This is a genomic window from Streptomyces sp. NPDC107562 (assembly GCF_055657325.1).
Genome location: NZ_JBVKBE010000012.1, coordinates 59942 through 83338, shown reverse-complemented (window position 1 = coordinate 83338; position 23397 = coordinate 59942). Strand labels below are relative to the sequence as shown.

General features: G+C 71.8%; 16 protein-coding genes and 1 pseudogene. 5 read left to right on the top strand and 12 right to left on the bottom strand.

Annotated features, from left to right (window positions below):
• Positions 1–20: 20 nt before the first annotated feature.
• Positions 21–557 (bottom strand): GNAT family N-acetyltransferase, encoded by a 537-nt coding sequence (locus ACZ7LV_RS28335; protein WP_471943331.1) that lies wholly within the window; start codon positions 555–557, stop codon positions 21–23.
• Positions 558–632: 75 nt separating this feature from the next.
• Here ACZ7LV_RS28335 and ACZ7LV_RS28330 point away from each other — a divergent pair.
• Positions 633–1228 (top strand): annotated as a pseudogene (locus tag ACZ7LV_RS28330) (GNAT family N-acetyltransferase).
• A 71-nt stretch (positions 1229–1299) separates the two neighbouring features.
• Here the strand turns inward: ACZ7LV_RS28330 and pruA are convergent.
• Positions 1300–2931 (bottom strand): L-glutamate gamma-semialdehyde dehydrogenase, encoded by a 1632-nt coding sequence (gene pruA, locus ACZ7LV_RS28325; RefSeq protein WP_471943329.1) that lies wholly within the window; start codon positions 2929–2931, stop codon positions 1300–1302.
• Positions 2932–2970: 39 nt separating this feature from the next.
• A complete protein-coding gene (locus tag ACZ7LV_RS28320; protein WP_471943327.1) occupies positions 2971–3897 on the bottom strand; it encodes a proline dehydrogenase family protein in 927 nt (308 codons plus the stop codon).
• 164 nt (positions 3898–4061) lie between these two features.
• Between ACZ7LV_RS28320 and ACZ7LV_RS28315 the strand changes: the two genes are divergently transcribed.
• Positions 4062–5240, top strand: a complete 1179-nt coding sequence (locus tag ACZ7LV_RS28315; RefSeq protein WP_471943325.1) for a PucR family transcriptional regulator — start codon at positions 4062–4064, stop codon at positions 5238–5240.
• 36 nt (positions 5241–5276) lie between these two features.
• On the opposite strand, the gene ACZ7LV_RS28310 is transcribed toward ACZ7LV_RS28315, so the two are convergent.
• Positions 5277–5861, bottom strand: coding sequence for a TetR/AcrR family transcriptional regulator (locus ACZ7LV_RS28310; protein ID WP_471943323.1), 585 nt, complete (start codon positions 5859–5861; stop codon positions 5277–5279).
• An 84-nt stretch (positions 5862–5945) separates the two neighbouring features.
• Here ACZ7LV_RS28310 and ACZ7LV_RS28305 point away from each other — a divergent pair, with 84 nt between their 5' ends.
• Positions 5946–7475, top strand: a complete 1530-nt coding sequence (locus ACZ7LV_RS28305; RefSeq protein WP_471943321.1) for an MFS transporter — start codon at positions 5946–5948, stop codon at positions 7473–7475.
• A 63-nt stretch (positions 7476–7538) separates the two neighbouring features.
• On the opposite strand, the gene serA is transcribed toward ACZ7LV_RS28305, so the two are convergent.
• The 6 genes from serA to ACZ7LV_RS28275 all read right to left on the bottom strand — a co-directional run bounded on the left by serA (position 7539) and on the right by ACZ7LV_RS28275 (position 17518).
• On the bottom strand, positions 7539–9128 hold the full coding sequence (gene serA, locus ACZ7LV_RS28300) for a phosphoglycerate dehydrogenase (RefSeq protein WP_471943319.1): 1590 nt from the start codon (positions 9126–9128) through the stop codon (positions 7539–7541).
• Between the two features lie 230 nt (positions 9129–9358).
• Complete coding sequence (gene ilvC, locus ACZ7LV_RS28295; RefSeq protein WP_401673656.1) at positions 9359–10357, bottom strand: ketol-acid reductoisomerase; 999 nt, start codon at positions 10355–10357, stop codon at positions 9359–9361.
• A gap of 120 nt (positions 10358–10477) precedes the next feature.
• Positions 10478–11002, bottom strand: coding sequence for an acetolactate synthase small subunit (gene ilvN, locus ACZ7LV_RS28290; protein WP_471943318.1), 525 nt, complete (start codon positions 11000–11002; stop codon positions 10478–10480).
• A gap of 21 nt (positions 11003–11023) precedes the next feature.
• On the bottom strand, positions 11024–12874 hold the full coding sequence (locus ACZ7LV_RS28285) for an acetolactate synthase large subunit (protein ID WP_471943316.1): 1851 nt from the start codon (positions 12872–12874) through the stop codon (positions 11024–11026).
• Positions 12875–13111: 237 nt separating this feature from the next.
• Complete coding sequence (locus ACZ7LV_RS28280; RefSeq protein WP_471943314.1) at positions 13112–16153, bottom strand: putative bifunctional diguanylate cyclase/phosphodiesterase; 3042 nt, start codon at positions 16151–16153, stop codon at positions 13112–13114.
• A gap of 414 nt (positions 16154–16567) precedes the next feature.
• Entirely contained in the window at positions 16568–17518 is a 951-nt protein-coding gene (locus tag ACZ7LV_RS28275) for a 2-hydroxyacid dehydrogenase (protein WP_471943312.1), read from the bottom strand.
• 76 nt (positions 17519–17594) lie between these two features.
• On the opposite strand from ACZ7LV_RS28275, the gene ACZ7LV_RS28270 reads away from it, so the two are divergent.
• Positions 17595–18593 (top strand): aldo/keto reductase, encoded by a 999-nt coding sequence (locus ACZ7LV_RS28270; protein WP_471943311.1) that lies wholly within the window; start codon positions 17595–17597, stop codon positions 18591–18593.
• Positions 18594–18750: 157 nt separating this feature from the next.
• Complete coding sequence (locus tag ACZ7LV_RS28265; protein ID WP_471943309.1) at positions 18751–19950, top strand: PQQ-dependent sugar dehydrogenase; 1200 nt, start codon at positions 18751–18753, stop codon at positions 19948–19950.
• Here the strand turns inward: ACZ7LV_RS28265 and ACZ7LV_RS28260 are convergent.
• The gene (locus tag ACZ7LV_RS28260) at positions 19947–20156 is read right to left on the bottom strand and encodes a DUF6191 domain-containing protein (RefSeq protein ID WP_471943307.1); all 210 of its coding nucleotides are present in this window, start codon (positions 20154–20156) and stop codon (positions 19947–19949) included. The two genes, ACZ7LV_RS28265 and ACZ7LV_RS28260, sit on opposite strands and share 4 nt — an antisense overlap.
• A 37-nt stretch (positions 20157–20193) precedes the next feature.
• On the bottom strand, positions 20194–23271 hold the full coding sequence (locus ACZ7LV_RS28255) for a helix-turn-helix transcriptional regulator (RefSeq protein WP_471943594.1): 3078 nt from the start codon (positions 23269–23271) through the stop codon (positions 20194–20196).
• Positions 23272–23397 lie beyond the last annotated feature (126 nt).

Here is a 23397-nt window from a genome sequence, read left to right as displayed (position 1 = left end):
GCCGCCGACCTGCGCCTTCGCTAGAGGACGTCGCCGTCGCGCCAGTCGAAGACCAGCTCGCCGTCCGCGCCGCTCACCCGTTCGGCCGCCACGGGCCACACATAGGTGGAGCCCTCCTCCTCGGGCAGGTGGACCACGCCGTCCGGGCCGAGCGCGCAGACGCGCCCGCCCCATGCCTGCCAGCCCCGGGCCTCGTACAGCGGGGCCCCCTCGTCGCTGGCGGACAGGGCGCCCATGACGTACGCGCGGGTGATGATCCCTTCCAGGGCTGCCATGACCCGCCCCCCGAGTCCGGTGCGCCGCACGTCGTGCCGTACCGCGACCGCCTCGACGTACCCCACCCGCAACCACCGCCGCCCGTGCCGCACCCGTCGCATGACGACCGCGCCGTGTGCGGCGAGCCCGCGCTCGTCGTGGACCAGCGCGTGCATGCCGCCGAGCGCGTGGTCCCAGTCGGAGTCGCCGAAGTCGGCGTCGAAGGCGGTGTGCAGAAAGCCCCGCACGGCGCGTAGTTCGGCGGGGGCGAGGTCGGCGGTGTGGACGGTACGGGTGGTCATCGGGCCAGTATCGCGGGAGCGCGGCAGAGGGGTAATACGGTGGCTCGCCCGCCTCGCCCTCGCTACGTTGGCGCGATGTCGCGACTCCACACCGAACGCCTGCTGCTCCGCGAGTGGCGGGAGTCAGACCTCGCGCCCTGGGCGGCCGTCAACGCCGACCCGGAGGTGCGCCGGCATCTGCCGGGCATGCCCACCCGGGAGCAGTGCGACGCCGCCGTGTCCCGTTTCCAGGGCGACCTGGACGGGCGGGGCTGGGGCTTCTGGGCCGTCGAGGTGCGCGGCACCGGCGAGTTCATCGGCTTCACCGGACTGGATCCCGTGGAGGAGGGCCTGCCCTTCACCGGCGTCGAGGCCGGCTGGCGGCTGGCCCGTACCGCCTGGGGCCACGGCTACGCCACCGAGGCCGCCCGGGCCGTCCTGCACTTCGGTTTCACACACCTGGACCTGCCGGAGATCCTCGCGATCACCGTCCCGGCCAACACCCGATCGCGCGCGGTGATGAGCCGCCTCGGCATGACCCACGACCCGTCCGCCGACTTCACCGACCCCGCCGCCCCGTGGACGGCCCTCTGCACGAGAACGTCGTGTACCGCCTGGCGAGAACCCGCTGGGTCCTCGACCCGGACCCGGTGTCCTCCCCCCGCGAGGACCGAGCGAGGGACGCGGGGTAGCGCCGGACGCGCGCGGGCCAGGGGCCTCCCGGGGGGAGAGGCGCCCTGGCCCGGCGGTGGGGGGCGGGGTGTCAGCCCATGTGGGGGTAGGTGTAGTCGGTCGGCGCGACCAGGGTCTCCTTGATGGCGCGGGTCAGGGTCCAGCGCATCAGGTTCTGCGGGGCGCCCGCCTTGTCGTTGGTGCCGGACGCGCGGCCGCCGCCGAAGGGCTGCTGGCCGACGACGGCGCCGGTCGACTTGTCGTTGATGTAGAAGTTGCCGGCCGCGTAGCGCAGCTTGTCCATGGTGTACGCGGTGGCGGCGCGGTCACTGGAGATCACCGAGCCGGTCAGCGCGTAGTCCGACGCCGACTCCATCTGCGTGAGCATCTCCTCGTACGCGTCGTCCTCGTAGACGTGCACGGCGAGGATCGGGCCGAAGTACTCGGTCGTGAAGACCTCGTTCTCCGGGTCGGTGCACTCGATGACCGTGGGGCGGACGAAGTAGCCGACCGAGTCGTCGTAGGAGCCGCCCGCGACGATCGTGCAGCTCGGGTCGGACTTCGCGCGGTCGATCGCGGCCTTGTTCTTGGCGAAGGCACGCTCGTCGATCACGGCGCCGATGAAGTTGGACAGGTCGGTGACGTCACCCATGGTGAGGTAGTCGACCTCGGCCGCGAACTCCTCCTTGAAGCCGGAGTTCCAGATGGACGCCGGGACGTACGCGCGCGAGGTCGCGGAGCACTTCTGGCCCTGGTACTCGAAGGCACCGCGGGTCAGCGCGGTCTTGAGGACGGCACGGTCGGCGCTCGGGTGGGCGACCACGAAGTCCTTGCCGCCGGTCTCGCCGACCAGGCGCGGGTAGGTGCGGTACTTCTCGATGTTGTTGCCGACCGTCTTCCACAGGTACTGGAAGGTCTTGGTCGAGCCGGTGAAGTGGATGCCCGCGAGGTCGCGGTGCTCCAGCGCCACCGCGGAGACCTCGATGCCGTCACCGGTGACGAGGTTGATGACGCCCTTGGGCAGGCCCGCCTCCTCCAGCAGCTGCATCAGCAGAACGGCGGCGTGGGTCTGAGTCGGGCTCGGCTTCCAGACCACGACGTTGCCCATGAGGGCGGGCGCGGTGGGCAGGTTGCCCGCGATGGCCGTGAAGTTGAACGGCGTGATCGCGTAGACGAAGCCCTCCAGCGGGCGGTGGTCGAGACGGTTCCACACGCCCGGGGAGTTGGCCGGGGGCTGCTCGGCCAGCAGCCGGCGGGCGTAGGCGACGTTGAAGCGCCAGAAGTCGACCAGCTCGCAGGGGGTGTCGATCTCGGCCTGCTGGGCGGTCTTGGACTGGCCGAGCATGGTGGAGGCGGCCAGCGTCTCGCGCCACGGTCCGGCCAGCAGCTCGGCGGCGCGCAGGATGATCGCCGCGCGGTCGTCGAAGGACATCGCGCGCCAGGCCGGAGCGGCGGCGAGGGCCGCGTCGACGGCGTCCTGCGCGTCCTGCCGGGTGGCGTTGCGGTACGTGCCGAGCACGGCCTTGTGGTTGTGCGGCTGCACGACCTGGAACTCCTCGCCGCCACCCATCCGCCGCTCACCGCCGATGGTGCAGGTCAGCTCGATGGGGTTCTCGGCCAGCTCCTTGAGCTTGACCTCCAGGCGGGCGCGCTCGGGCGAGCCGGGGGCGTAGCCGTGCACCGGCTCGTTGACGGGGGTGGGGACCTGGGTCACAGCGTCCATGTGTTCCGTAACTCCTTGAGTCGAGCGGGTGGTTCGGGTTCAGCCCTTGGTGACCATGGAACGCGCGAAGAACCGCAGGTTGGCGGGCTTCTCCGCGAGCCTCCGCATGAAGTAGCCGTACCAGTCGGTGCCGTACGCGGTGTAGACGCGCATGCGGTGACCTTCGGCGGCGAGCCGCAGGTGCTCCTCGCTCCGGATGCCGTACAGCATCTGGAACTCGTACTCGTCCAGCTTGCGCCCGGCGCGGTGCGCGAGCTCCTGGGCGATGGAGATCAGGCGCGGGTCGTGGGACCCGACCATCGGGTACCCCTCGCCCTCCATCAGGGTGCGCAGGATCCGCACGTACGCCTTGTCGATCTCGTGCTTCTGCTGGTAGGCGACCTCGGCGGGCTCCTTGTACGCCCCCTTCACCAGCCGGACGCGGCTTCCGTCGGCGGCGAGGCGGCGGGCGTCGGCCTCGGTGCGGAAGAGGTAGGCCTGGATGACGCAGCCGGTCTGCGGGAAGTTTCTGCGCAGCTCTTCGTGGATGGCGAACATCGAGTCGAGCGTGGTGTGGTCCTCGGCGTCCAGCGTCACCGTCGTACCGATCTCGGCGGCGGCCTCGACGACGGGCCGCACGTTGGCGAGCGCCAGTTCGTGACCGCCCTCCAGGGCCTGCCCGAACATCGACAGCTTCACGGACATCTCGGCCCGCTCGCCCAGCTCCAGCGGCTTGAGCCGGTCGATCAGCTCCAGGTAGGCGTCCCGGGCGGCGTAGGACTGCTCACGGGTGGTGATGTCCTCGCCGACGACGTCCATCGTCAGCTCCAGACCCCGGCCGGTGAGGCCCTCGATGATCGGGACGACGTCGTCCACCCGCTCACCCGGGATGAAGCGGTCGACGACCTGTTTCGTCACCGGGGCCGCCGTAACGAGGCGTCGCATCCGGTCGCTGCGCGACGCGGCCAGAATCACGGGACCCAGCACGGGGCACCTCCAGAACACAACCAACACAAGGCCGGTACCCGACGGTCCGGGTACGGCACGGAGAACCACCGTGAAAGCTATGGATCCCTTCGATCGTGGGCCATCGACAGCTGTCACGCATCCGTGCCACCGATCTCAGACAGTTGTATGAAGGCCCTCGGAAAATGGGGGAGAATGCCCGGGTGACAGCCGATTACCGGGACGACTACCAGGAGCTGGTCGACGAGATCTCCGAGCTCCTGGGCGCCCCCGCGACGCTGGAGAACCGCGACTTCGAGCTGCTCGCCTTCGGCGCGTACGACAGCGAGGGCGATCTCGATCCGTCCGCCCTGGACCCGGTCCGCACCCGCTCGATCCTCACCCGCCGCTCCACGGCCGCGGTCCGCGCCTGGTTCGAGGGCTTCGGCATCACCCGCGCGAGCGGCCCGGTGCGGATCCCGCGCACCCCTGAGGCCGGGGTCCACCGGGGCCGCATCTGCCTTCCGGTACGGCACCGGGGGGTCGTCCTCGGTTACGTCTGGCTGCTCGACGGCGAGCCCGGCCCCACCGACGCCCAGCTGGCGGCGGCCATGGAGGTCACCGGCCGGATCGGCGCGCTGCTGGCCGACGAGGCGCAGGCCGGCGCCGACCTCACCCGGGAGTTGCGCGCCGTGCTGACGGCGGAGCGCGGCTGGCAGCGCGACATGGCGGTGGCCGCCCTGCGCACGGCCCTGGGCACGCGCGGCGAGGGTCCGCACGCGGTGGTGTGCGTCGCGCCCTGGCCGTCGGCCGACCCGGAGGACGCCCCGTCGGCCCGCGCGGTGCCGCACACGACGGCCCTGTGCACGATTCCCTGGGGTACGACGGGCCAGAGCCTCGCGGTGCTGGTCCGGCTGCGCTCCACGGACGTCCGCGCTCCGGCCCTGACGGCGGCGAACCGGCTGCTGCGGGAGGGCGCGCGGGCGGGCGTGGGCGATCCGCTGACCGGCCTCGCCGACCTGGGAACGGCATGGCAGGAGGCCGTGGCGGCCGCCCGGGCGGCTCTGGCCGAGCCGCGCCTCGGACCGGTCGCCGAGTGGTCCCGCATCGGCCCGTACCGTCTGCTGACCGCCCTGCCTTCGGAGACGGCCCGCGACCCGGCGATCGCCCCGCTCCTCTCCCCCGCCCACCACGAACTCGCCCGCACGGCCGAGGTCTACCTGGACTGCGCCGGCCAGGCCGCCCGCACGGCCGCCGAGCTGGGCATCCACCGGCAGACGCTGTACTACCGGCTGTCGCGGGTGGAACAGCTGACGGGCCTCGACCTGGACGACGGGGAGGACCGGCTCCTGCTGCACATGGTGCTGAAGGGGACGCGCCTGTGAGCCGGGCGGCCGCCCGGGCGTGGGCGCCGCGGCCGCTCAGCGCCGCGGCGCGACCCCGGCGATCACCTGGCGCAGCCCCTCGGTGAGTTGCTCGGCCGTCGGCGCCCTCTTGGGATCGAAGGTCCACAGGGCGATGAGACCGGTCATCACGGTGACGTAGAACGCGCCGAGGGTGTCCACGGCCTCGTCCGGTACGTCCTCCTCGCGCCCGCCCATGAGCAGCGGGATCAGTCCGCGTCCGGCCTCCCGCTGGGCGCGCGCCAGATGCTCGCGCACCTCGGGCAGTTGGTCGCCCATGACGACGATCTCCATACTGAGCCGCCACAGCGAACCGGGCTCGCGCATGGTGCCGATGATGTTCGCCCAGACCTGACCGAACCGGTCCAGGGTGCCGGGAGCGGCGGTGATCGGCTGTTCGCCCTCCTCGAACTCGTCGCCCAACCCCTCCACCAGGGCGACGTAGGCCTGTGCGAGCAGGGCGTCCTTGGAGCCGTAGTGGTAGCCGATGGAGGCGAGGTTGGTCCCCGACTCCTTGACGATGTCGCGCGCGGTGGTGCGGGCGAAGCCCTTCTCCAGCAGGCAGCGCTTGGCGCCTTCGAGCAGATCCTCGCGATGTCCCATGGCGCCATCGTAGCGCCGCCCCTATACAGCCGTACTATACATCTGTACTAGACAAGTGTTTAATACGTTCGTACAGTCACCGCCATGGCAACCAACCCGATGAACACGCGCGCCGGACGCCGCGAATGGACCGCGCTCGGCGTGCTGATGCTGCCGCTGCTGCTGGTCTCGATGGACGTCTCGGTGCTGTACTTCGCGATCCCGGCGATCAGCGCGGACCTGGAGCCCACCGGTACCCAGCAACTGTGGATCTTCGACATCTACGCCTTCGCGCTGGCCGGCCTGCTGATGACGATGGGCTCGGTCGGCGACCGCGTCGGCCGCCGCAGACTGCTCCTGATCGGCGCCGCCGCGTTCGGGGCGGCCTCCTTGGTCGCGGCGTACGCGACCAGCGCCGAGACGCTGATCGCGGCTCGTGCGTTGCTCGGCATCGGCGGGGCCACCCTGATGCCGTCGACGCTGTCGCTGGTCCGGGTGATGTTCACCGACGCGGCCCAGCGGGCGACGGCGATCGCGGTGTGGTCCGGCGTGCTGACGGCCGGCGTCGCCCTCGGCTCGGTGCTCAGCGGGGTCCTGGTGGAGTTCTTCTGGTGGGGCTCGGTCTTCCTGGTCAACCTCCCCGCGATGGCCCTGCTGCTGCTCCTCGGCCCCCTGCTGCTGCCCGAGTCACGCGATCCGCACCCCGGGCGCTTCGACTGGCTGAGCGTGCCGCTGTCGATGGCGGCGGTGCTGCCCGTCGTCTACGGCCTGAAGGAGATCCCCTCGGAGGGCTGGAACGTCCGCTACGTCGTCTCGATCACGGTCGGCCTGCTCTTCGCGGTCCTCTTCGTCCAGCGGCAGCGCACGGCCCGGTCCCCGATGATCTCCCCCGCCCTCTTCCGTGCCCCTGGCTTCGCCCCCGCCGTGAGCCTGAACCTGGTCTCGGCCTTCGGGGTGATGGGCTCCGCCTACTTCACCACGCAGTACCTGCAGTCGGTGCTCGACAAAAGCGCGCTGGAAGCGGCCCTGTGGGCACTGCTGCCGTCGTTGCCGATCGGCCTCGCGGCACCGCTGGCGGCCCGGCTGGTGGGGCGGGGGGCGAACCGCGCGTACGTCGTCGCCGCCGGGTTCGCGATCGCGGCGAGCGGCTACGGACTGCTGGCCTTCGCCGGCTCCGACACGATGGCGCTGGTGCTCGTGGCGTGCGGCGTGCTCGCGTCCGGGCTGGTGACGGCCATGTCGCAGCTCATGGACCTCGCCCTGAGCGGGGTCCCGGTGGAGCGGGCCGGCTCGGCGTCCTCGCTCATGGAGACGGGCGCGGAGTTCGGCGGCGCCCTCGGCATGGCGCTGCTCGGCTCGATCGGTACGGCGATCTACCGCCACGAGATGCCGGCCTCGTCACCGGACGTGGCCCGCGAGACGCTGGGCGGGGCGCTGGCGGTCGCCGATCAGGTCCCGGGGCTGGCCGCGGCAGCGCGGGCGGCGTTCACCAGCGGCATGCAGGGGGCGGCGGTCGCGGGGGCGACGGTGCTGACGGGGGCGGCGGTGCTGGCGGCGGTGAGCCTGCGGCGGGTGAAGGTGCGCACGAACGAGACGCCGGACGAGCCGAGTCACCTCAGCCCGTCCGGCGTGTGAGGACGAGGCCCGTTCAGGGCCGAAGCGGGGGCCTGGGGGCGGCAGCCCCCAGGCCGGGCAACCTCAGACGAGGTTCACCGCACGAGCGGACGTCGCCCCGATCTCCGAGGCGACCTCGGCGAGCACTCCCGTGGGCACCGCGTCGTCGACGGTCAGCACAGCCAACGCCTCGCCGCCCACCGCCGCGCGAGCGACCTGCATCCCGGCGATGTTGATGCCGGCCTCGCCGATGATCCGTCCGACGGTGCCGACGACACCCGGGCGGTCCTCGTACCGCAGCACGACCATGTGGTCGGCGAGCGCGAGGTCCACGTCGTACTCACCGACCGCGACGATCTTCTGCAGGTGCTTGGGACCGGCGAGCGTGCCGGAGACCGACACCTCCTCGCCGTCGCCGAGCGTGCCGCGCACGGTGACGACGTTGCGGTGGTCCGGCGACTCCGAGCTGGTCGTCAGCCGCACCTCGACGCCGCGCTCCTGGGCGAACAGCGGGGCGTTGACGTACGAGACCGTCTCGTCGACGACGTCCTCGAAGACGCCCTTCAGCGCGGAGAGTTCCAGCACCTTCACGTCGTGCTGAGTGATCTCGCCGTAGACCTCGACGTCCAGCCGCACGGCCACCTCACCCGCGAGCGCGGTGAAGATCCGGCCGAGTCGCTCGGCCAGCGGCAGCCCCGGCTTGACGTCCTCGGCGATCACCCCGCCCTGTACGTTCACCGCGTCGGGGACCAGCTCACCGGCGAGGGCGAGCCGCACCGACCGGGCGACGGCGATACCGGCCTTCTCCTGCGCCTCGTCGGTGGAGGCACCGAGGTGCGGGGTGGAGACGACCTGGTCGAACTCGAACAGCGGCGAGTCCGTGCAGGGCTCCTTGGCGTACACGTCGAGGCCGGCGCCGGCGACGCGGCCCTCCTTCAGCGCCGAGTACAGCGCCTCCTCGTCCACGATCCCGCCGCGCGCGGCGTTGACGATCCGCACGCTCGGCTTGACCTTGCGCAGCGCCTCCGCACCGATCAGGCCGAGCGTCTCGGGGGTCTTGGGCAGGTGGACGGTGATGAAGTCGGAGACCTCCAGCAGCTCGTCCAGCGACAGCACCTTGACGCCCATCTGCGCGGCGCGCGCGGGCTGCACGTAGGGGTCGTAGGCGACGACCTTCATGCCGAAGGCGGACATCCGCTGCGCGACGAGCGCGCCGATACGGCCGAGGCCCACCACGCCGAGGGTCTTCTCGGCGAGTTCGACGCCCGTGTACTTGCTCCGCTTCCACTCGCCGTTCTTCAGCGCGGCGTTGGCCTGCGGGATGTTGCGCGCGGTGGCCAGCAGAAGACCGCAGGCTAGCTCGGCGGCGGTCACGATGTTCGAGGTGGGGGCGTTGACGACCATCACGCCGGCCTTGGTGGCGGCGGCGACGTCGACATTGTCCAGGCCGACGCCGGCTCGTGCGACGACCTTCAGCCGGTGCGCGGCGGCGATGGCCTCGGCGTCCACCTTGGTGGCGGAGCGGATCAGGATCGCGTCGACCTCGGCGATGGCGGGGAGCAGTTCGGCCCGGTCGGCTCCGTTGCAGTGCCGGATCTCGAAGTCCGGCCCCAGTGCGTCCACGGTGGCGGGCGACAGCTCTTCGGCGATGAGTACTACGGGTTTCGCGCTCACGTGAGTCCTCACAAGTCCAATGCGGACGGCCGTCCCGACGGCCGCAGGCGGTGGAGGGGTGCTAGCCGCGTGGAAGACGCACGACGCTGTGGGCCTGACGCGTATGTGTACGGCAGTGTAGTGGCGCTGCCTGGGTCGTCCTGCGCCTCCGCGGAAGGATCACCCGTCCGTGGTTCGACGGGTTGGACAACGGGGCCGGAGCGCGCTGCTCCGGCCCTGTCGCCCGTGGCTCACGCGTCCTCGTCGACCCAGGACATCAGCTTGCGCAGCTCCTTGCCCGTGGTCTCCAGCAGGTGCTCGGAGTCCTGCTGCTTGTACTCGTTGTACTTCTTCAGACCGCCGTGGTACTCGTCCATCCAGGCCTGCGCGAAGGACCCGTCCTGGATCTCGGCGAGGACCTTCTTCATCTCGGCCTTGGTGGCGTCGGTGATGATCCGCGGGCCGGTGACGTAGTCGCCCCACTCGGCGGTCTCGGAGATCGACCAGCGCATCTTCTCCAGGCCGCCCTCGTACATGAGGTCGACGATCAGCTTCAGCTCGTGCAGGCACTCGAAGTACGCGATCTCCGGCTGGTAGCCGGCCTCGGTCAGCGTCTCGAAACCGGCCTTCACCAGGGCGGTGGTGCCACCGCAGAGGACGGCCTGCTCACCGAACAGGTCGGTCTCGGTCTCCTCGGTGAAGGTCGTCTTGATGACACCGGCGCGGGTGCCGCCGATGCCCTTGGCGTACGACAGGGCCAGCGCGAACGCGTCGCCCGTGGCGTCCTGCTCGACGGCGGCGATACAGGGAACGCCGCGGCCCTCCTCGTACTGACGGCGCACCAGGTGGCCCGGGCCCTTGGGGGCGACCATGCAGACGTCGACGCCGGCCGGGGGCTTGATGAACCCGAAGCGGATGTTGAAGCCGTGACCGAAGAACAGCGCGTCGCCGTCCTTCAGGTTCGGGGCGATGGACTCCTCGTAGACCTGGGACTGGATCGGGTCCGGGACGAGGATCATGATGACGTCGGCCTCCGCGGCGGCCTCCGCCGGGGTGACCACGCGCAGGCCCTGCTCCTCGGCCTTGGCCTTGGACTTGGAGCCCTCGTGCAGACCGACGCGCACGTCGACACCCGAGTCACGCAGCGACAGGGCGTGGGCGTGGCCCTGGCTGCCGTAACCGATGACCGCGACCTTGCGGCCCTGGATGATGGACAGGTCGGCGTCGGCGTCGTAGAACAGCTCGGCCACTTTGGGTCTCTCCTTGGAGTGCAGATGTTGCGTCCCACCGTATGACGGTGGAGGGAGGGGAAGGTTCGGGGTCTCGCCATACGGGCGGCCCGTGTCGGGCGGGCCGCCCGTCTCACATCGTCACGCCGATCGGTCGAGCGCGCGCAGCGAGCGGTCGGTGATCGAGCGCGCTCCGCGGCCGATCGCGATCGTGCCGGACTGGACCAGCTCCTTGATGCCGTACGGCTCCAGCATCTTGAGCATGGCGGACAGCTTGTCGTTGCTGCCGGTGGCCTCGATGGTGACGGCCTCCGGGGAGACGTCGACGGTCTTGGCGCGGAACAGCTGGACGATCTCGACGATCTGGGAGCGCGTCTCGTTGTCGGCGCGCACCTTCACCAGGACGAGTTCGCGCTGCACGGCCTGGGCCGGCTCCAGCTCGACGATCTTCAGGACGTTGACCAGCTTGTTGAGCTGCTTGGTCACCTGCTCCAGCGGCAGGTCGTCGACGCTCACCACGATCGTGATGCGGGAGATGTCGGGGTGCTCGGTGACGCCGACCGCGAGCGAGTCGATGTTGAAGCCGCGGCGGGAGAACAGGGCGGCGATCCTGGCCAGGATGCCCGGCGTGTTCTCCACCAGGACCGAGAGCGTGTGCTTGGACATGTTCTTGACTCAGCTCTCTCTTCAGTCGTCTTCGCCGTCGCCGAAGTCGGGGCGGACGTCCCGGGCGGCGAGGATCTCGTCGTTGGAGGTGCCGGCGGCGACCATCGGCCACACCATCGCGTCCTCGTGCACGATGAAGTCCACGACGACGGGCCGGTCGTTGATCGAGTTCGCCTCCTCGATCACCTTGTCGAGGTCGGCGGGGTCCTCGCACCGGATGGCGTAGCAGCCCATGGCCTCCGACAGCTTCACGAAGTCCGGGACGCGGGTGCCCCGGGCCCCGGGATTGACGTCGTCCGGGCCGGAGTGCAGCACGGTGTTGGAGTACCGCTGGTTGTAGAAGAGGGTCTGCCACTGGCGGACCATCCCGAGGGCGCCGTTGTTGATGACGGCGACCTTGATCGGGATGTTGTTCAGGGCGCAGGTGGTGAGCTCCTGGTTGGTCATCTGGAAGCAGCCGTCGCCGTCGACCGCCCAGACGGTGCGGTCGGGGGCGCCCGCCTTGGCGCCCATCGCCGCCGGAACGGCGTACCCCATCGTCCCCGCGCCCCCGGAGTTCAGCCAGGTGGCGGGCTTCTCGTACTGGATGAAGTGCGCCGCCCACATCTGGTGCTGGCCCACGCCGGCCGCGAAGATGGTGCCCTCGGGAGCGAGTCGGCCGATGCGTTCGATGACCTGCTGCGGGGAGAGCGAGCCGTCCTCGGGCTGGTCGTAGCCGAGGGGGTAGGTGTCGCGCCAGCGGCTGAGGTCCTTCCACCAGGCCTCGTAGTCGCCCCGGTGGCCCTCCGCGTGCTCCTTCTGCACGGCCTGGATCAGATCGGCGATGACCTCACGCGCGTCACCGACGATCGGCACGTCGGCCTCGCGGTTCTTGCCGATCTCGGCCGGGTCGATGTCGGCGTGCACGATCTTGGCGTACGGGGCGAAGCTGTCCAGCTTGCCGGTGACGCGGTCGTCGAAGCGGGCGCCGAGGGCCACGATCAGGTCGGCCTTCTGCAGGGCGGTGACGGCGGAGACCGCGCCGTGCATACCGGGCATGCCCACGTGCAGCGGGTGGCTGTCGGGGAACGCGCCGAGCGCCATCAGGGTGGTGGTGACGGGCGCGCCGGTGAGCTCGGCGAGGACCTTCAGCTCGGCGGTGGCCTTGGCCTTGATGACGCCGCCGCCGACGTACAGCACCGGCCGCCTGGCGGAGGTGATCAGCTTGGCGGCCTCACGGATCTGCTTGGCGTGCGGCTTGGTCACCGGGCGGTAGCCGGGCAGGTCCATGGTGGGCGGCCAGGAGAAGGTGGTGCGGGCCTGGAGGGCGTCCTTGGCGATGTCGACCAGGACCGGTCCGGGGCGGCCCGTGGACGCGATGTGGAACGCCTGCGCGATCACCCGCGGGATGTCCTCGGCCTTGGTGACCAGGAAGTTGTGCTTGGTGATCGGCATGGTGATGCCGACGATGTCCGCCTCCTGGAAGGCATCCGTACCGATCGCCTTGGAGGCGACCTGGCCGGTGATCGCGACCAGCGGCACGGAGTCCATGTGCGCGTCGGCGATCGGCGTGACGAGGTTGGTGGCGCCGGGTCCCGAGGTCGCCATGCAGACGCCGACCCGGCCGGTGGCCTGCGCGTAGCCGGTGGCGGCGTGGCCGGCGCCCTGCTCGTGCCGCACCAGCACGTGGCGGACCTTGCCGGAGTCCATCAGCGGGTCGTACGCCGGGAGGATCGCCCCGCCGGGAATGCCGAATACCGTGTCGGCGCCGACCTCCTCGAGAGAGCGGATGAGGGACTGCGCGCCCGTGACGTGCTCGGGGGCGGACTGTCCTCCGGATCGGGGCCGCGGCTGCGGGTGATGGGCCCCGGTGGCCTGCTCGGTCATCGGCATTCTCTTCTCGATGCTGAGGGTTTTTGCGAGGTTTGTACGGTGTACGACTGCGGTACGGCAGGTGCCTGTGCAACAAAAAACCCCTCGTGCCGTAAGGCAAGCGAGGGGAGCGCGCCGGTGTCGTCGCTGGGTGTCCCGGATCGTCCTCCGGTGGGTCCCAGCTCAGCCGACGCGCTGTCCAAGTACGAGAATTCGGGTGCGCATGGCACTGACCCTCCCCCCGGCGCGCACCCACTGTCAAGTAGGTGGGACGGGAGTCTCATCATGTGAGCGCAACGGGGTGGTGAGGGGTGTGGCGACAGATGTGGTGACGGAGGTGGTCACGGGTGCGCCACCTCCGAAGACCGTGGTCACGCCGCCGGGATAGCCGCCCGGTCCGCCGCCCGCGAACGCGGGTTCGGCCGGCCCGTGCGGCACCGGACAACGGCCGGAACCGAGCGCCCTGCGCAGCCGGTACTCGTCGAGGGCCCCGGAGAAGGCCATGCCCTGCCCGTGCGTGCAGCCCATCGCGCGCAGGGCGACGACCTGTTCGGGCAGATCCACGCCGTCCGCCACGGACTGCAGTCCGAGATCGCCGGCGATACGCAGCAGCCCGCTGGTGATCTTGTGCAGCCGGGCGGACTCGACGACGCCCTCGACCAGTCCCCGATCGATCTTCAGCACGTCCAGCGGAAGCCGGCGGAGCGCCGTGATGGCCGGACAGCCGCCGCCGAAGGCGTCCAGCGCGATCCGGATGCCGAGCCTGCGCAGTGCGCCCAGGCGGCGCTCCAGATCCTCCAGGCAGATCTTGGCATCGATGTCGGACAGTTCGACGACCAGGCCGCCGGACGGCAGTCCGTGCCGGGTCAGCAGCGCCTCGACGGAGCCGAGGGGCGTCGACCGGTCCAGCAGCCGGCGGGCGGCCATCCGGACGGCCACGGGGACGGCGTGGCCCGTCGCGGCGCGTTCGGCGGCCTGCTCGATCGCCTCTTCCAGCACCCAGCGGCCCAGCTCGGCCGTCCGGTCGCCGTCGTCGGCCACCCGCAGGAACTCGGCGGGCGTGAACAGCACCCCTTGCGAGGACCGCCAGCGCGCCTGCGCGGCGACCGCCGTGATACGGCCGTCCTCCAGCCGCACCACCGGCTGGTGCAGCAGCGTGAACTCGCCGTCGTGCAGCGCGGCCCGCAACCGGGTGGCCAGCTCGGCCTTGCGTACGACGTCCTGCTGCATCTGCGGTTTGTACAGCTCGACGCGACCCTTTCCGGCCGACTTCGCGCGGTACATCGCCAGGTCGGCGTTGCGCAGCAGCTCGCCCGCTCCGAGACCCGGTTCGGCGAAGGCCACGCCGATGGACGCGGCGACACGGACATCGTTGCCGTCGATGAGGTAGGGCTGTGACAGCGTCACCCTGAGGCGGTCGGCGAGCTCCAGGATGTGCCGTTCACGGGCGGCCCGGTCCCGGGCCCCGTCGCCGACGATCAGGGCCGCGAACTCGTCGCCGCCCAGCCGGGACGCGGTGTCGCCCTTGCGGACCGCCTCCTGGAGCCTGCGCGCGGCCTGGACGAGGAGCTCGTCCCCGGCCTGGTGCCCGATGGTGTCGTTGACGGCCTTGAACCCGTCCAGGTCGATGAAGAGCACGGCCGTGCCCAGCAGGGCGGCGCCGCGGTCGGTGCTGCGGCGGCCGGACAGGGCCTGCTGGACCCGCTTGGTGAACAGCGCGCGGTTGGGCAGGTCGGTGAGCGGGTCGTGCTCGGCGTTGTGCTGTAACTGCGCCTGCAGGCGGACCCGCTCGGTGACGTCCCGGCTGTTGAAGATCAGGCCGCCGTGGTGCCTGTTGACGGTCGACTCGACGTTCAGCCAGCCTCCCTCGCCGGACCGGAAGCGGCACTCGATCCGCGTGGTGGGCTCCTCCTGGGGGCTGGCGGCGAGGAAGCGGCGCACCTCGTGCACCACGCAGCCCAGGTCCTCCGGGTGGATCAGCTCGGCCAGTTCGCTCCCCACCAGGTCCTCCGCGGGGCGTCCGTAGACGCCGGCGGCGGCCGGGGAGACGTAGCGGAGGATGCCGTTGGGCGCGGCGATCATGATGACGTCGCTGGAGCCCTGCACCAGGGAACGGAAGTGGTTCTCCTTCTGGGCCAGTTCCTGGGTGAGGGTGATGTTGTCGAGCAGCATGATCCCCTGGCGCACCACCAGCGCGAGCACGACCGTGCCGCCGGTGAGCAGCACGACGCGGTCCACGCTGCGGCCGTTGAGCACGTTGTAGAGGATCCCGAGCGTGCAGACGGCGGCGGCGAGGTACGGCGTGAGGGCGGCCAGCGAGCCGGTGAGCGGCCGGTTGGCCGGGTAGCGGCTGTGCTCGCCCTGCTGCGCGGCCGGGGGCGCCGGGGCGCTCCCCCGCTGTCCCGGCACGTGCTCGTGCACCACGCGCGCGGGTGGCTCCTCGCCGGGCTGCCCGGGGCGCGTGCTGGCCCAGGGGGCGTACGCCAGGAGCAGCGAGCCCGCGAACCAGCCCGCGTCCAGCAGCTGGCCCGAGTGGTAGTTGTTGTGCAGCAGCGGCGAGGTGAACAGGGCGTCGCACATCACGGTCAGCGCGAGCGCGCCGATCGCGGTGTTCACCGCGGAGCGGTTGGCGCCGGAGCGCCGGAAGTGCAGCGCCAGCACCATGCTGACCAGCGCGATGTCCAGCAGCGGGTACGCCAGCGACAGCGCGGTGTGCGCCACGCCGGGGCCGCCGCCCTTGGCCGCCTGGGCGAGCGCGAGGCTCCACGACAGGGTGACCAGGGAGCCGCCGATCAGCCAGGCGTCCAGGGAGAGGCAGACCCAGCCCGCCTTGGACACCGGCCGCTTGGCGAGGACCAGCAGCCCCACGATCGCGGGCGGCGCGAAGCACAGGAAGAACACGTCGGCGTAGCTGGGGCTGGGCACCTGCAGTCCCAGGACCACCTCGTACCAGCCCCAGACCCCGTTGCCCAGGGCGGCCATCGCCGAGGAGAGGGCGAACAGCAGCCAGGCGGAGCGGAACCGGACGCGGCGGCTGTGGGCGTAGACGAAGCACGACACGGCGGCCGCGGCGGCCGCGGCGGCCAGCCCGAAGTCGCCCATCACGAGGGCGAGATGCGGCGAACCCCAGCCGACCGCGGCGCCGACGGCGTAGCCCGCGCAGAGCAGGGCCAGGACGAGTTGCTGGTACATGCTCGACCCGCCGCGGGTGGCCGGCGGCCGGGGCAGCAGGGCGCCTGGCGCGGGATGCCGTCGCAGCGCCTGGTCGAGGGTGGTCGTGGGCGGCGCGGGCGAGTTCACCGGGGCCTCCCGGTCCGTACCACGCCCGGGTCCCGTGGGTCCCGGGGCGCGCACTGAGCCTGCTGCCTGCGGCTGTTGGGCCTGCGGTGGTGGCTGTGGTGACCGCCGTGGCCGGCGTACCGGTCCCGCCGTCGCGTGGCCGTGCGCCAGGGCCGCCGTCGGCGGCCCCGCCTCGTCGGATCGTTCGTCCATAGGCCGTGCATCGCCCGTCGCCCCCCTCGCAGTCTGAAACGTCCATCCCCGGCGCCGAACGGTGCGCGGCGCAGCCCCTGTCGGGACGATACACCAGTCTCGTCACTCAGGGACATAGCTTCTCTACGCTCCGTGACCACCAGCGAGAACGTGGGACGGACCGCGTCCGCACGATTGCGGAGGGTGCCCGAGTCAGGTCACACGTCGCCCACGCCGACCGTCCTACGCATCCTTCGCGCCCGTCGTAAGGATCACGTTGCGCAACGGCTCCCGGTTCACGAAACGGTGCAACTGGTCCACGAGCAGCCTCTTGGCGCGCGGCAGGAACGCGGACGTGGGGCCGCCGACATGGGGGCTGATCAGCAGGCCGGGCGCCTTCCACAGGGGGTGTCCGGCGGGGAGCGGCTCCGGGTGGGTGACGTCGAGGGCCGCGGTGATCCGGCCGCTCTCCAGCTCGCTGAGCAGCGCCTTGGAGTCCACGACCGGCCCGCGCGAGACGTTCACGAGCAGCGCGCCGTCCTTCATCCGCTCCAGGAACTCGGCGTTCACGAGGCCCCGGCTGGTTTCGGTCAGCGGCGTGGAGAGGATCACGACGTCCGCCTTGGGAAGCAGGGCGGGCAGTTCGGTGAGCGGATGCACGGGACCGCGCGCCGTGGTGCGCCCTGAGCGCGCGACGCGCGCCACCCGCGCGAGTTCGAAGGGCGTGAGCCGGTCCTCGATGGCCTCGCCGATCGAGCCGTAGCCGACGATGAGCACGTGCTTGTCGGCGAGCGCCGGCCGGAAACCGCTGCGCCACTCCTCCCTGTCCTGCGCGCGGACGAAGTCCGGGATCCCGCGCAGCGAGGCGAGGGTCAGGGTGAGCGCGAGTTCCGCGGTGCTCGCCTCGTGCACGCCGCGCGCGTTGCACACGCGCACCCCCGGGCGCAGGTGTCCCAGCCCCGGTTCGACATGATCCATTCCGGCGGTGAGCGTCTGCACGACCTCCACGGAGGTCATCCGGGGCAGCGGCCGTACGGCGACCTCGGAGGGCGTCATGTAGGGGACGACGTAGAAGGCGCAGTCGGCGGGGTCCGCGGGGAACGTCTCGCCCGCGTTCCAGAAGCGGTAGGTCGGCCCGTCCGGGAGTCCCTCGATCTCCTGGGGCGGGATGGGCAGCCACACGTCAGCAGTCATGGTCATGAGGCTAAGTGAGGCGCGGGGTCGGGCGGAGGTTAGGTTGGGGGGCCAGGAGAGGGAGGGTCACGGGCAGGTGGAGCGCAGGACGATCGGCGCGGCGGCGCTCGGTGTGGGGGCCGTCGGACTCGGGTGCATGCCGATGAGCTGGGCGTACAGCACGTCACGGCAACGGGGCGACGAGTCGCTCAGAGCCGTGCACCGGGCGCTCGATCTGGGCTCGACGCTGCTGGACACGGCCGACATGTACGGCCCCTTCACCAACGAACTCCTGCTGGGCCGGGTGCTGAAGGAGCGGCGGTCCGACGCCTTCGTGTCGACGAAGGTGGGGCTGCTGGTGGGCGAGCAGCACATCGTGGCCAACGGCCGTCCCGGGTACGTGAGGCGCGCCTGCGACGCCTCCCTGCGGCGGCTGCAGACCGACGTGATCGACCTCTACCAGCTCCACCGGGCCGATCCTGAGGTCCCCGTCGAGGAGACCTGGGGCGCGATGGCGGAACTCGTGCGGGCCGGGAAGGTGCGGGCGCTGGGGCTGTGCGCCATGGCCGCCCGGGGCGGACGCCGGTCCGGGACACGGCCGCACGACGCCACGATCCGGCAGTTGCAGCGGGTGCAGCAGATCTTTCCGGTGAGCGCGGTCGAGGCGGAGCTGTCGGTGTGGTCGCCGGAGGCGCTGCGGTCGCTGCTGCCGTGGTGCGAGGCGCGCGGCATCGGCTTCCTGGCCGCGATGCCGCTCGGCAACGGCTTTCTGACCGGCACGCTCACCCCGGGCGAGGGCTTCGAACCGGACGACATGCGCGCCCGCCACCCGCGCTTCACGGCGGAGATGATGGCCGAGAACCAGCCGATAGTGGCGGGCCTGCGCCGCGTCGCCGCCCGGCACGGCGCGGACGTCACCCCGGCCCAGGTGGCTCTTGCCTGGGTGCTGGCCCAGGGACGGCACGTGGTGCCGGTGCCGGGGGCGAAGCGCGAACGGTGGGTGACGGAGAACGCCGGGGCGGAGCGGGTGGCCTTGACGGAGCAGGACCTGGCGGAGGTGTCGGGGCTGCCGCGGGCGCAGGGGTCCTGGGACTGAGCTTGGGGAAGGACCGGGTCGGGGGGCGCTTCCGGTTCTGCCCTGTTCTGCCCTGTTCTGCCGAGTGAAGCACTCCTGACCTGCGGCTTCGTGATGCGCCGATGTCGTCCTCGGTTCGGGATCCCGGGACCGGGAACCTGTGAGGCGCGAGCGGTGTATGACAAGGAGAACTCGCCGCGTCGAAGGGACCATGATCGTGCAACGTCGAGCTGTGACGGCCGTCCTGGCCACGGCCACCCTCCTGCTCACGGCCGGCTGCTCCTCCGACGACGGGGCGGGCGGGCCCGCGGACGGCACCGCGCCGAGTCGTACGACGGCGCAGTCGGACCCCTCCGGGCAGCCCGCGGAGGAGACCCCGCCGGCGAAGGGCACGGTGAAGGTCGTGCGCACGGTCGCCGAGGGCCTCAAGAGCCCCTGGGGCCTGGCCGCGCTGCCCGACGGCGACCTGCTGGTCTCCTCCCGCGACGAGGGCACGATCACGCGCGTCGACACGGAGACGGGGAAGAAGACCGAGCTCGGTGAGGTGCCCGGCGTGTCACCGGAGGGCGAGGGCGGTCTGCTGGGCATCGCCCTCTCGCCGGAGTACGCCGTGGACCACATGGTCTACGCGTACTACACCTCGGCCTCGGACAACCGCGTCGTGCGCATGCTCTACGACGGTGACAAGCCCTCCGGTCAGCAGCTGGGCGCCCCGGACACGATCTTCCGTGGCATCCCCAAGGGCTTCATCCACAACGGCGGCCGGATCGCCTTCGGTCCGGACAAGATGCTGTACGCGGGGACGGGAGAGAGCGGCCAGGAGGGCCTGTCGCAGGACAGGAAGTCGCTCGGCGGCAAGATCCTGCGCATGACCCCGGAGGGCGAGCCGGCCCCGGGGAACCCGTTCCCCGACTCGACGGTCTACTCGTACGGCCACCGCAATGTGCAGGGCCTCGCCTGGGACAGCAAGCAGCGACTGCTCGCCGCGGAGTTCGGCCAGGACACCTGGGACGAGCTGAACGCGATCGAGCCCGGCGGCAACTACGGCTGGCCGGAGGTGGAAGGCAGGTCCGACGACGCGCGCTACCGCAACCCGATAGCCCAGTGGAGCACCGACGAGGCCTCCCCCAGCGGCATCGCCTACGCCGAAGGCTCGGTCTGGATGGCGGGTCTGGGCGGGGAGCGCCTGTGGCGCATCCCCCTCGACGGCACGAAGGCCTCGGCCGACCCCCAGGCCTTCCTGGAGGGCGAGCACGGCCGGCTGCGCACGGTCCTCGCGGCGGGTGGCGACAAGCTGTGGCTGACGACGAGCGAGACCGACGGCCGGGGGTCCCCGGAGGCCGGGGACGACCGGATTCTGGAGCTCGAGGTGAGCTAGCGCCGCTCCTTTGGGTCCGGCCCCTCGTCCCGCGGGGGCTGCGAAGGCTCCGGAGACCGGACGACCACCTTCCCGGAGGCGAGGTCTATCGGGCCGCGGCCGGGGTCGTTGTCGCCGACGTCCTCCCGGGTGAGTTCCAGGCGGTTCTGCTCGTCGCGGGTGTGTTTGCGGCCGGGTGCGAACAGTTCCTCGAAGAGGTTGAACACGGGGCCTCCCTCGGCCGGGTCCGCTTCAGCGTAAGCCTCAGCCCGCCGTGCGCGCTGTCGGCGGCGCGGGCTCCGTGGGCGTCGAGGGCGTCGAGGGCGTGCCGGAGGTGAACAGGCCCAGCCGGTGCGCCACCGCCGCCGCCTCGCCCCGGCCCGAGACGCCGAGCTTGGCCAGGATGTTGGAGACGTGCACGCTGGCCGTCTTCGGGGAGATGAAGAGTTCCTCGGCGATCTGACGGTTGGTGCGGCCGTTGGAGACCAGGCGGAGCACATCGCGTTCGCGGGTGGTGAGGCCCAGCGCCTCGGCGGGGTCCGCGACCGGTTTCGGCCCGGGGCCCGGGGCCAGGCTCAGGCGGGCGCGCTGGGCGAGGAGGGTGACCGCGTCCGACAGGGGGCGGGCCCCGAGGTGGTCGGCGACGGCGTGGGCGAGGCGCAGCAGCTCGGTGACGCGGTCGCGGTGGTCCGCGGCGTCGGTGGCCAGCAGCGCCCCGCCGAGGCGGTGGCGGACGCGGGCAAGGTCGTAGGGGCGCTCCAGTTGCTCGAAGGCGGTGACGACCGGCGTCCAGGTGTCAGGGGTGTCGTTGCCCTCGGCACGCTGGAGTTCGGCGCGGACCCACTGCTCGTGGGCGAGCCAGAGGGGCGCCCTGGCGGTGAGCGCCTTGACGGCGGTGAATATCCGGTCGAGCGTCTCGGCGCGGCCCTGCTCGGCGGCGGGCAGGGCACGGGCGTCGGCCTCGGCGGTGGCGGCGGCCACCAGCAGCGGCCAGCCGTACTGCTGGGTGCCGGGCGGGGTGCCCGCGTCGAGGGCGGCGCCGAGTTCGGCGCGGGCGTCGAGGAGGCGGCCCTCCGAGGCGGCGATGCCGACGGCCACGGCGGCCATCGGCAGCCACTGCTGGGGCATGGGGTCGTGCGAGCCGAACGCGGCCCGGGCAGCCTCCAGTTGGCGCTGGGCCTCGGCCACCTCGCCCCGGCCCAGGGCGAGCTGCGCCAGGCATATGGCGCCGGATCCCTGGGGTTTGGCGCTGCGTCCGTGCCGGAAGACTTTCTGCGCGGCCTGCTCGGCCTCCTGCCAGCGGCCGAGGTTGCTCAGCGACTCGGAGAGGTTGGACCACACCCAGGCCTCGGTGTCGAGGAGGCCGAACTGGCGGGCGAAGGCGGCGCCCTCCTCCAGCAGTGGTGCGGCCTCCCGGGAGCGGCCGATGGCTTCGAGCCCGGCAGGCAGGTTCACATAGGCGCGTCCGGCGACATACGGGAAGCCCTCGTCGAGGGACCGTTCCTTGACCTCGTACATCTCGGCGAGGCCCGCCTCCACGTCGCCCGCGTCGGCGGTGAGGACACCGAGGGTGAGGCGGGCGTTGAGCTCTATCTCGCGGGTGCCGACCATGCGCGCGTACTGCACGGCCCGCTCGGCGGCGGCGAGGGCCTCGGGGCCGGGCTGGTGCAGCATCGACCAGTTGGCGACGTTGGTGAGGACCTCGGCGTGCACCTCGGAGGGCGGCAGGCCGCGCAGCAGGTCCTGCGCGGTGGCCAGCTCCTGCCAGCCGTCGCCCCGGGCCAGGGCCTGGACGAGCCGGGAGCGCTGGGTCCAGAACCAGGCGGCGCGCAGCGGGTCGTCGTCGTCCTCCAGGATGCTCAGCGCCCGCCGGGTGATCTTCATGGCGCGTTCACGTTCGCCGCAGAAGCGGCCGGCGACGGCGGCCTCGGCCATCAGGTCGAGATAGCGCAGCGGGGTGGTCGCGGGGTCGCAGCCGCAGGGCGGGTAGGAGGCGGTGTAGTCGACGGGGCGCAGCTCGGCCCGTACGTCCGCGGGGGCGGCGTCCCAGAGCTCCATCGCGCGTTCCAGGAGCCGTAGTTGCTCCGAGTAGGCGTCGCGGCGGCGGGCGGCGACGGAGGCGGCGAGGACGGCGGGCAGGGCCTTGGCGGCGTCGTTCGCCTGGTACCAGTAGCTGGCCAGGCGGGCCACCCGCTGGTCGGCGGGGACGAGGCTCGGGTCGGCCTCCAGTGCCTCGGCGTAGCGGCGGTTGAGGCGGGAGCGCTCACCGGGCAGCAGGTCGTCGCCGACGGCCTCGCGGACCAGGGAATGGCGGAAGCGGTAGCCGTCGCCGGAGGGGGCGGCGAGCAGGATGTTGGCGTTCACCGCGGCGCGCAACGCCTCGATCAGGTCGTCCTCGGGCCGCCCGGCGACGGCGGCGAGCAGCCGGTACTCGACGGTGGAGCCGCCCTCGGCGACGATCCGGGCGACCCGCTGGGCGCTCTCGGGCAGCGCCTCGACGCGGACGAGGAGCAGATCGCGCAGCGAGTCGGTGAGGCCGTTGCAGGAGCCCTCGTGTGCGGCGACGGCCAGTTCCTCGACGAAGAAGGCGTTGCCGTCGGAGCGTTGGAAGATCGCGTCGACCTTGGTCGGCTCGGGTTCGGCTGCGTTTATGCCGGCGATCTGGCGGGCCACCTCCTCGCGGTTGAAGCGGGGCAGCTCGATGCGCCGGACCGTGCGCAGCCGGTCGAGTTCGGCGAGCAGGGGGCGCAGCGGGTGGCGGCGGTGGATGTCGTCGGAGCGGTAGGTGGCGAGGACGACGAGGCGGCCGGTGCGCAGGGTGCGGAAGAGGTAGGCGAGCAGATGGCGGGTGGAGGCGTCGGCCCAGTGCAGGTCCTCAAGGGCGACGACGACCGTCCGTCGGGCGGCGACCCGCTCCAGCATGCGGGCGGTGAGCTCGAAGAGGCGGGCCATGCCCTCCTCGTCGTGGCGGCGCGCGCCCGCGTCTCCCAACTCGGGCAGCAGCCGGGCCAGTTCCTCCTCCTGGCCGGCCGCCGCGGCCGCGAGCTCCGCGGGCAGCTCGCGGCGCAGTGCGCGCAGCGCGGTGGAGAACGGGGCGAAGGGCAGGCCGTCGGCGCCTATCTCGACACAGCCGCCGAGGGCGAACACCGCACCCGCGCCGGCCGCCGCGGTGGCGAACTCCTCGACGAGGCGGGTCTTTCCGACGCCGGCCTCACCGCCCAGCAGCACTGCCTGCGGCTCGCCCGCGGCGGCACGGGCGAGTGCGTCGCGCAGCGTCGCCAACTCCTCGGCGCGACCGACGAACACCGGACTGACGGACCTGGTCTCCACGTCCCCGAGCATCGCACGGGGGTCCGACAACCCGGCACCGGTTTTCGGCAGGTGGCGCGGCGTTCGCGCGGGCCGGTCGCGGGCGCCGGTCTCCGCACGGGACGCGAGCGCGGGACGGCGGGGGCCGGTCACCCGGTC

Excerpts from the sequence above, each read along its gene's own strand:
- ACZ7LV_RS28305 (WP_471943321.1), top strand. The coding sequence starts at position 5,946 with ATGGCAACCAACCCGATGAACACGCGCGCCGGACGCCGCGAATGGACC.
- ACZ7LV_RS28310 (WP_471943323.1), bottom strand. The coding sequence starts at position 5,861 with ATGGGACATCGCGAGGATCTGCTCGAAGGCGCCAAGCGCTGCCTGCTG.
- ACZ7LV_RS28285 (WP_471943316.1), bottom strand. The coding sequence starts at position 12,874 with ATGCCGATGACCGAGCAGGCCACCGGGGCCCATCACCCGCAGCCGCGG.
- ACZ7LV_RS28335 (WP_471943331.1), bottom strand. The coding sequence starts at position 557 with ATGACCACCCGTACCGTCCACACCGCCGACCTCGCCCCCGCCGAACTA.
- ilvN (WP_471943318.1), bottom strand. The coding sequence starts at position 11,002 with ATGTCCAAGCACACGCTCTCGGTCCTGGTGGAGAACACGCCGGGCATC.
- pruA (WP_471943329.1), bottom strand. The coding sequence starts at position 2,931 with ATGGACGCTGTGACCCAGGTCCCCACCCCCGTCAACGAGCCGGTGCAC.
- ACZ7LV_RS28275 (WP_471943312.1), bottom strand. The coding sequence starts at position 17,518 with ATGACTGCTGACGTGTGGCTGCCCATCCCGCCCCAGGAGATCGAGGGA.
- ACZ7LV_RS28255 (WP_471943594.1), bottom strand. The coding sequence starts at position 23,271 with ATGCTCGGGGACGTGGAGACCAGGTCCGTCAGTCCGGTGTTCGTCGGT.
- ACZ7LV_RS28315 (WP_471943325.1), top strand. The coding sequence starts at position 4,062 with ATGGGGGAGAATGCCCGGGTGACAGCCGATTACCGGGACGACTACCAG.
- ACZ7LV_RS28265 (WP_471943309.1), top strand. The coding sequence starts at position 18,751 with ATGACAAGGAGAACTCGCCGCGTCGAAGGGACCATGATCGTGCAACGT.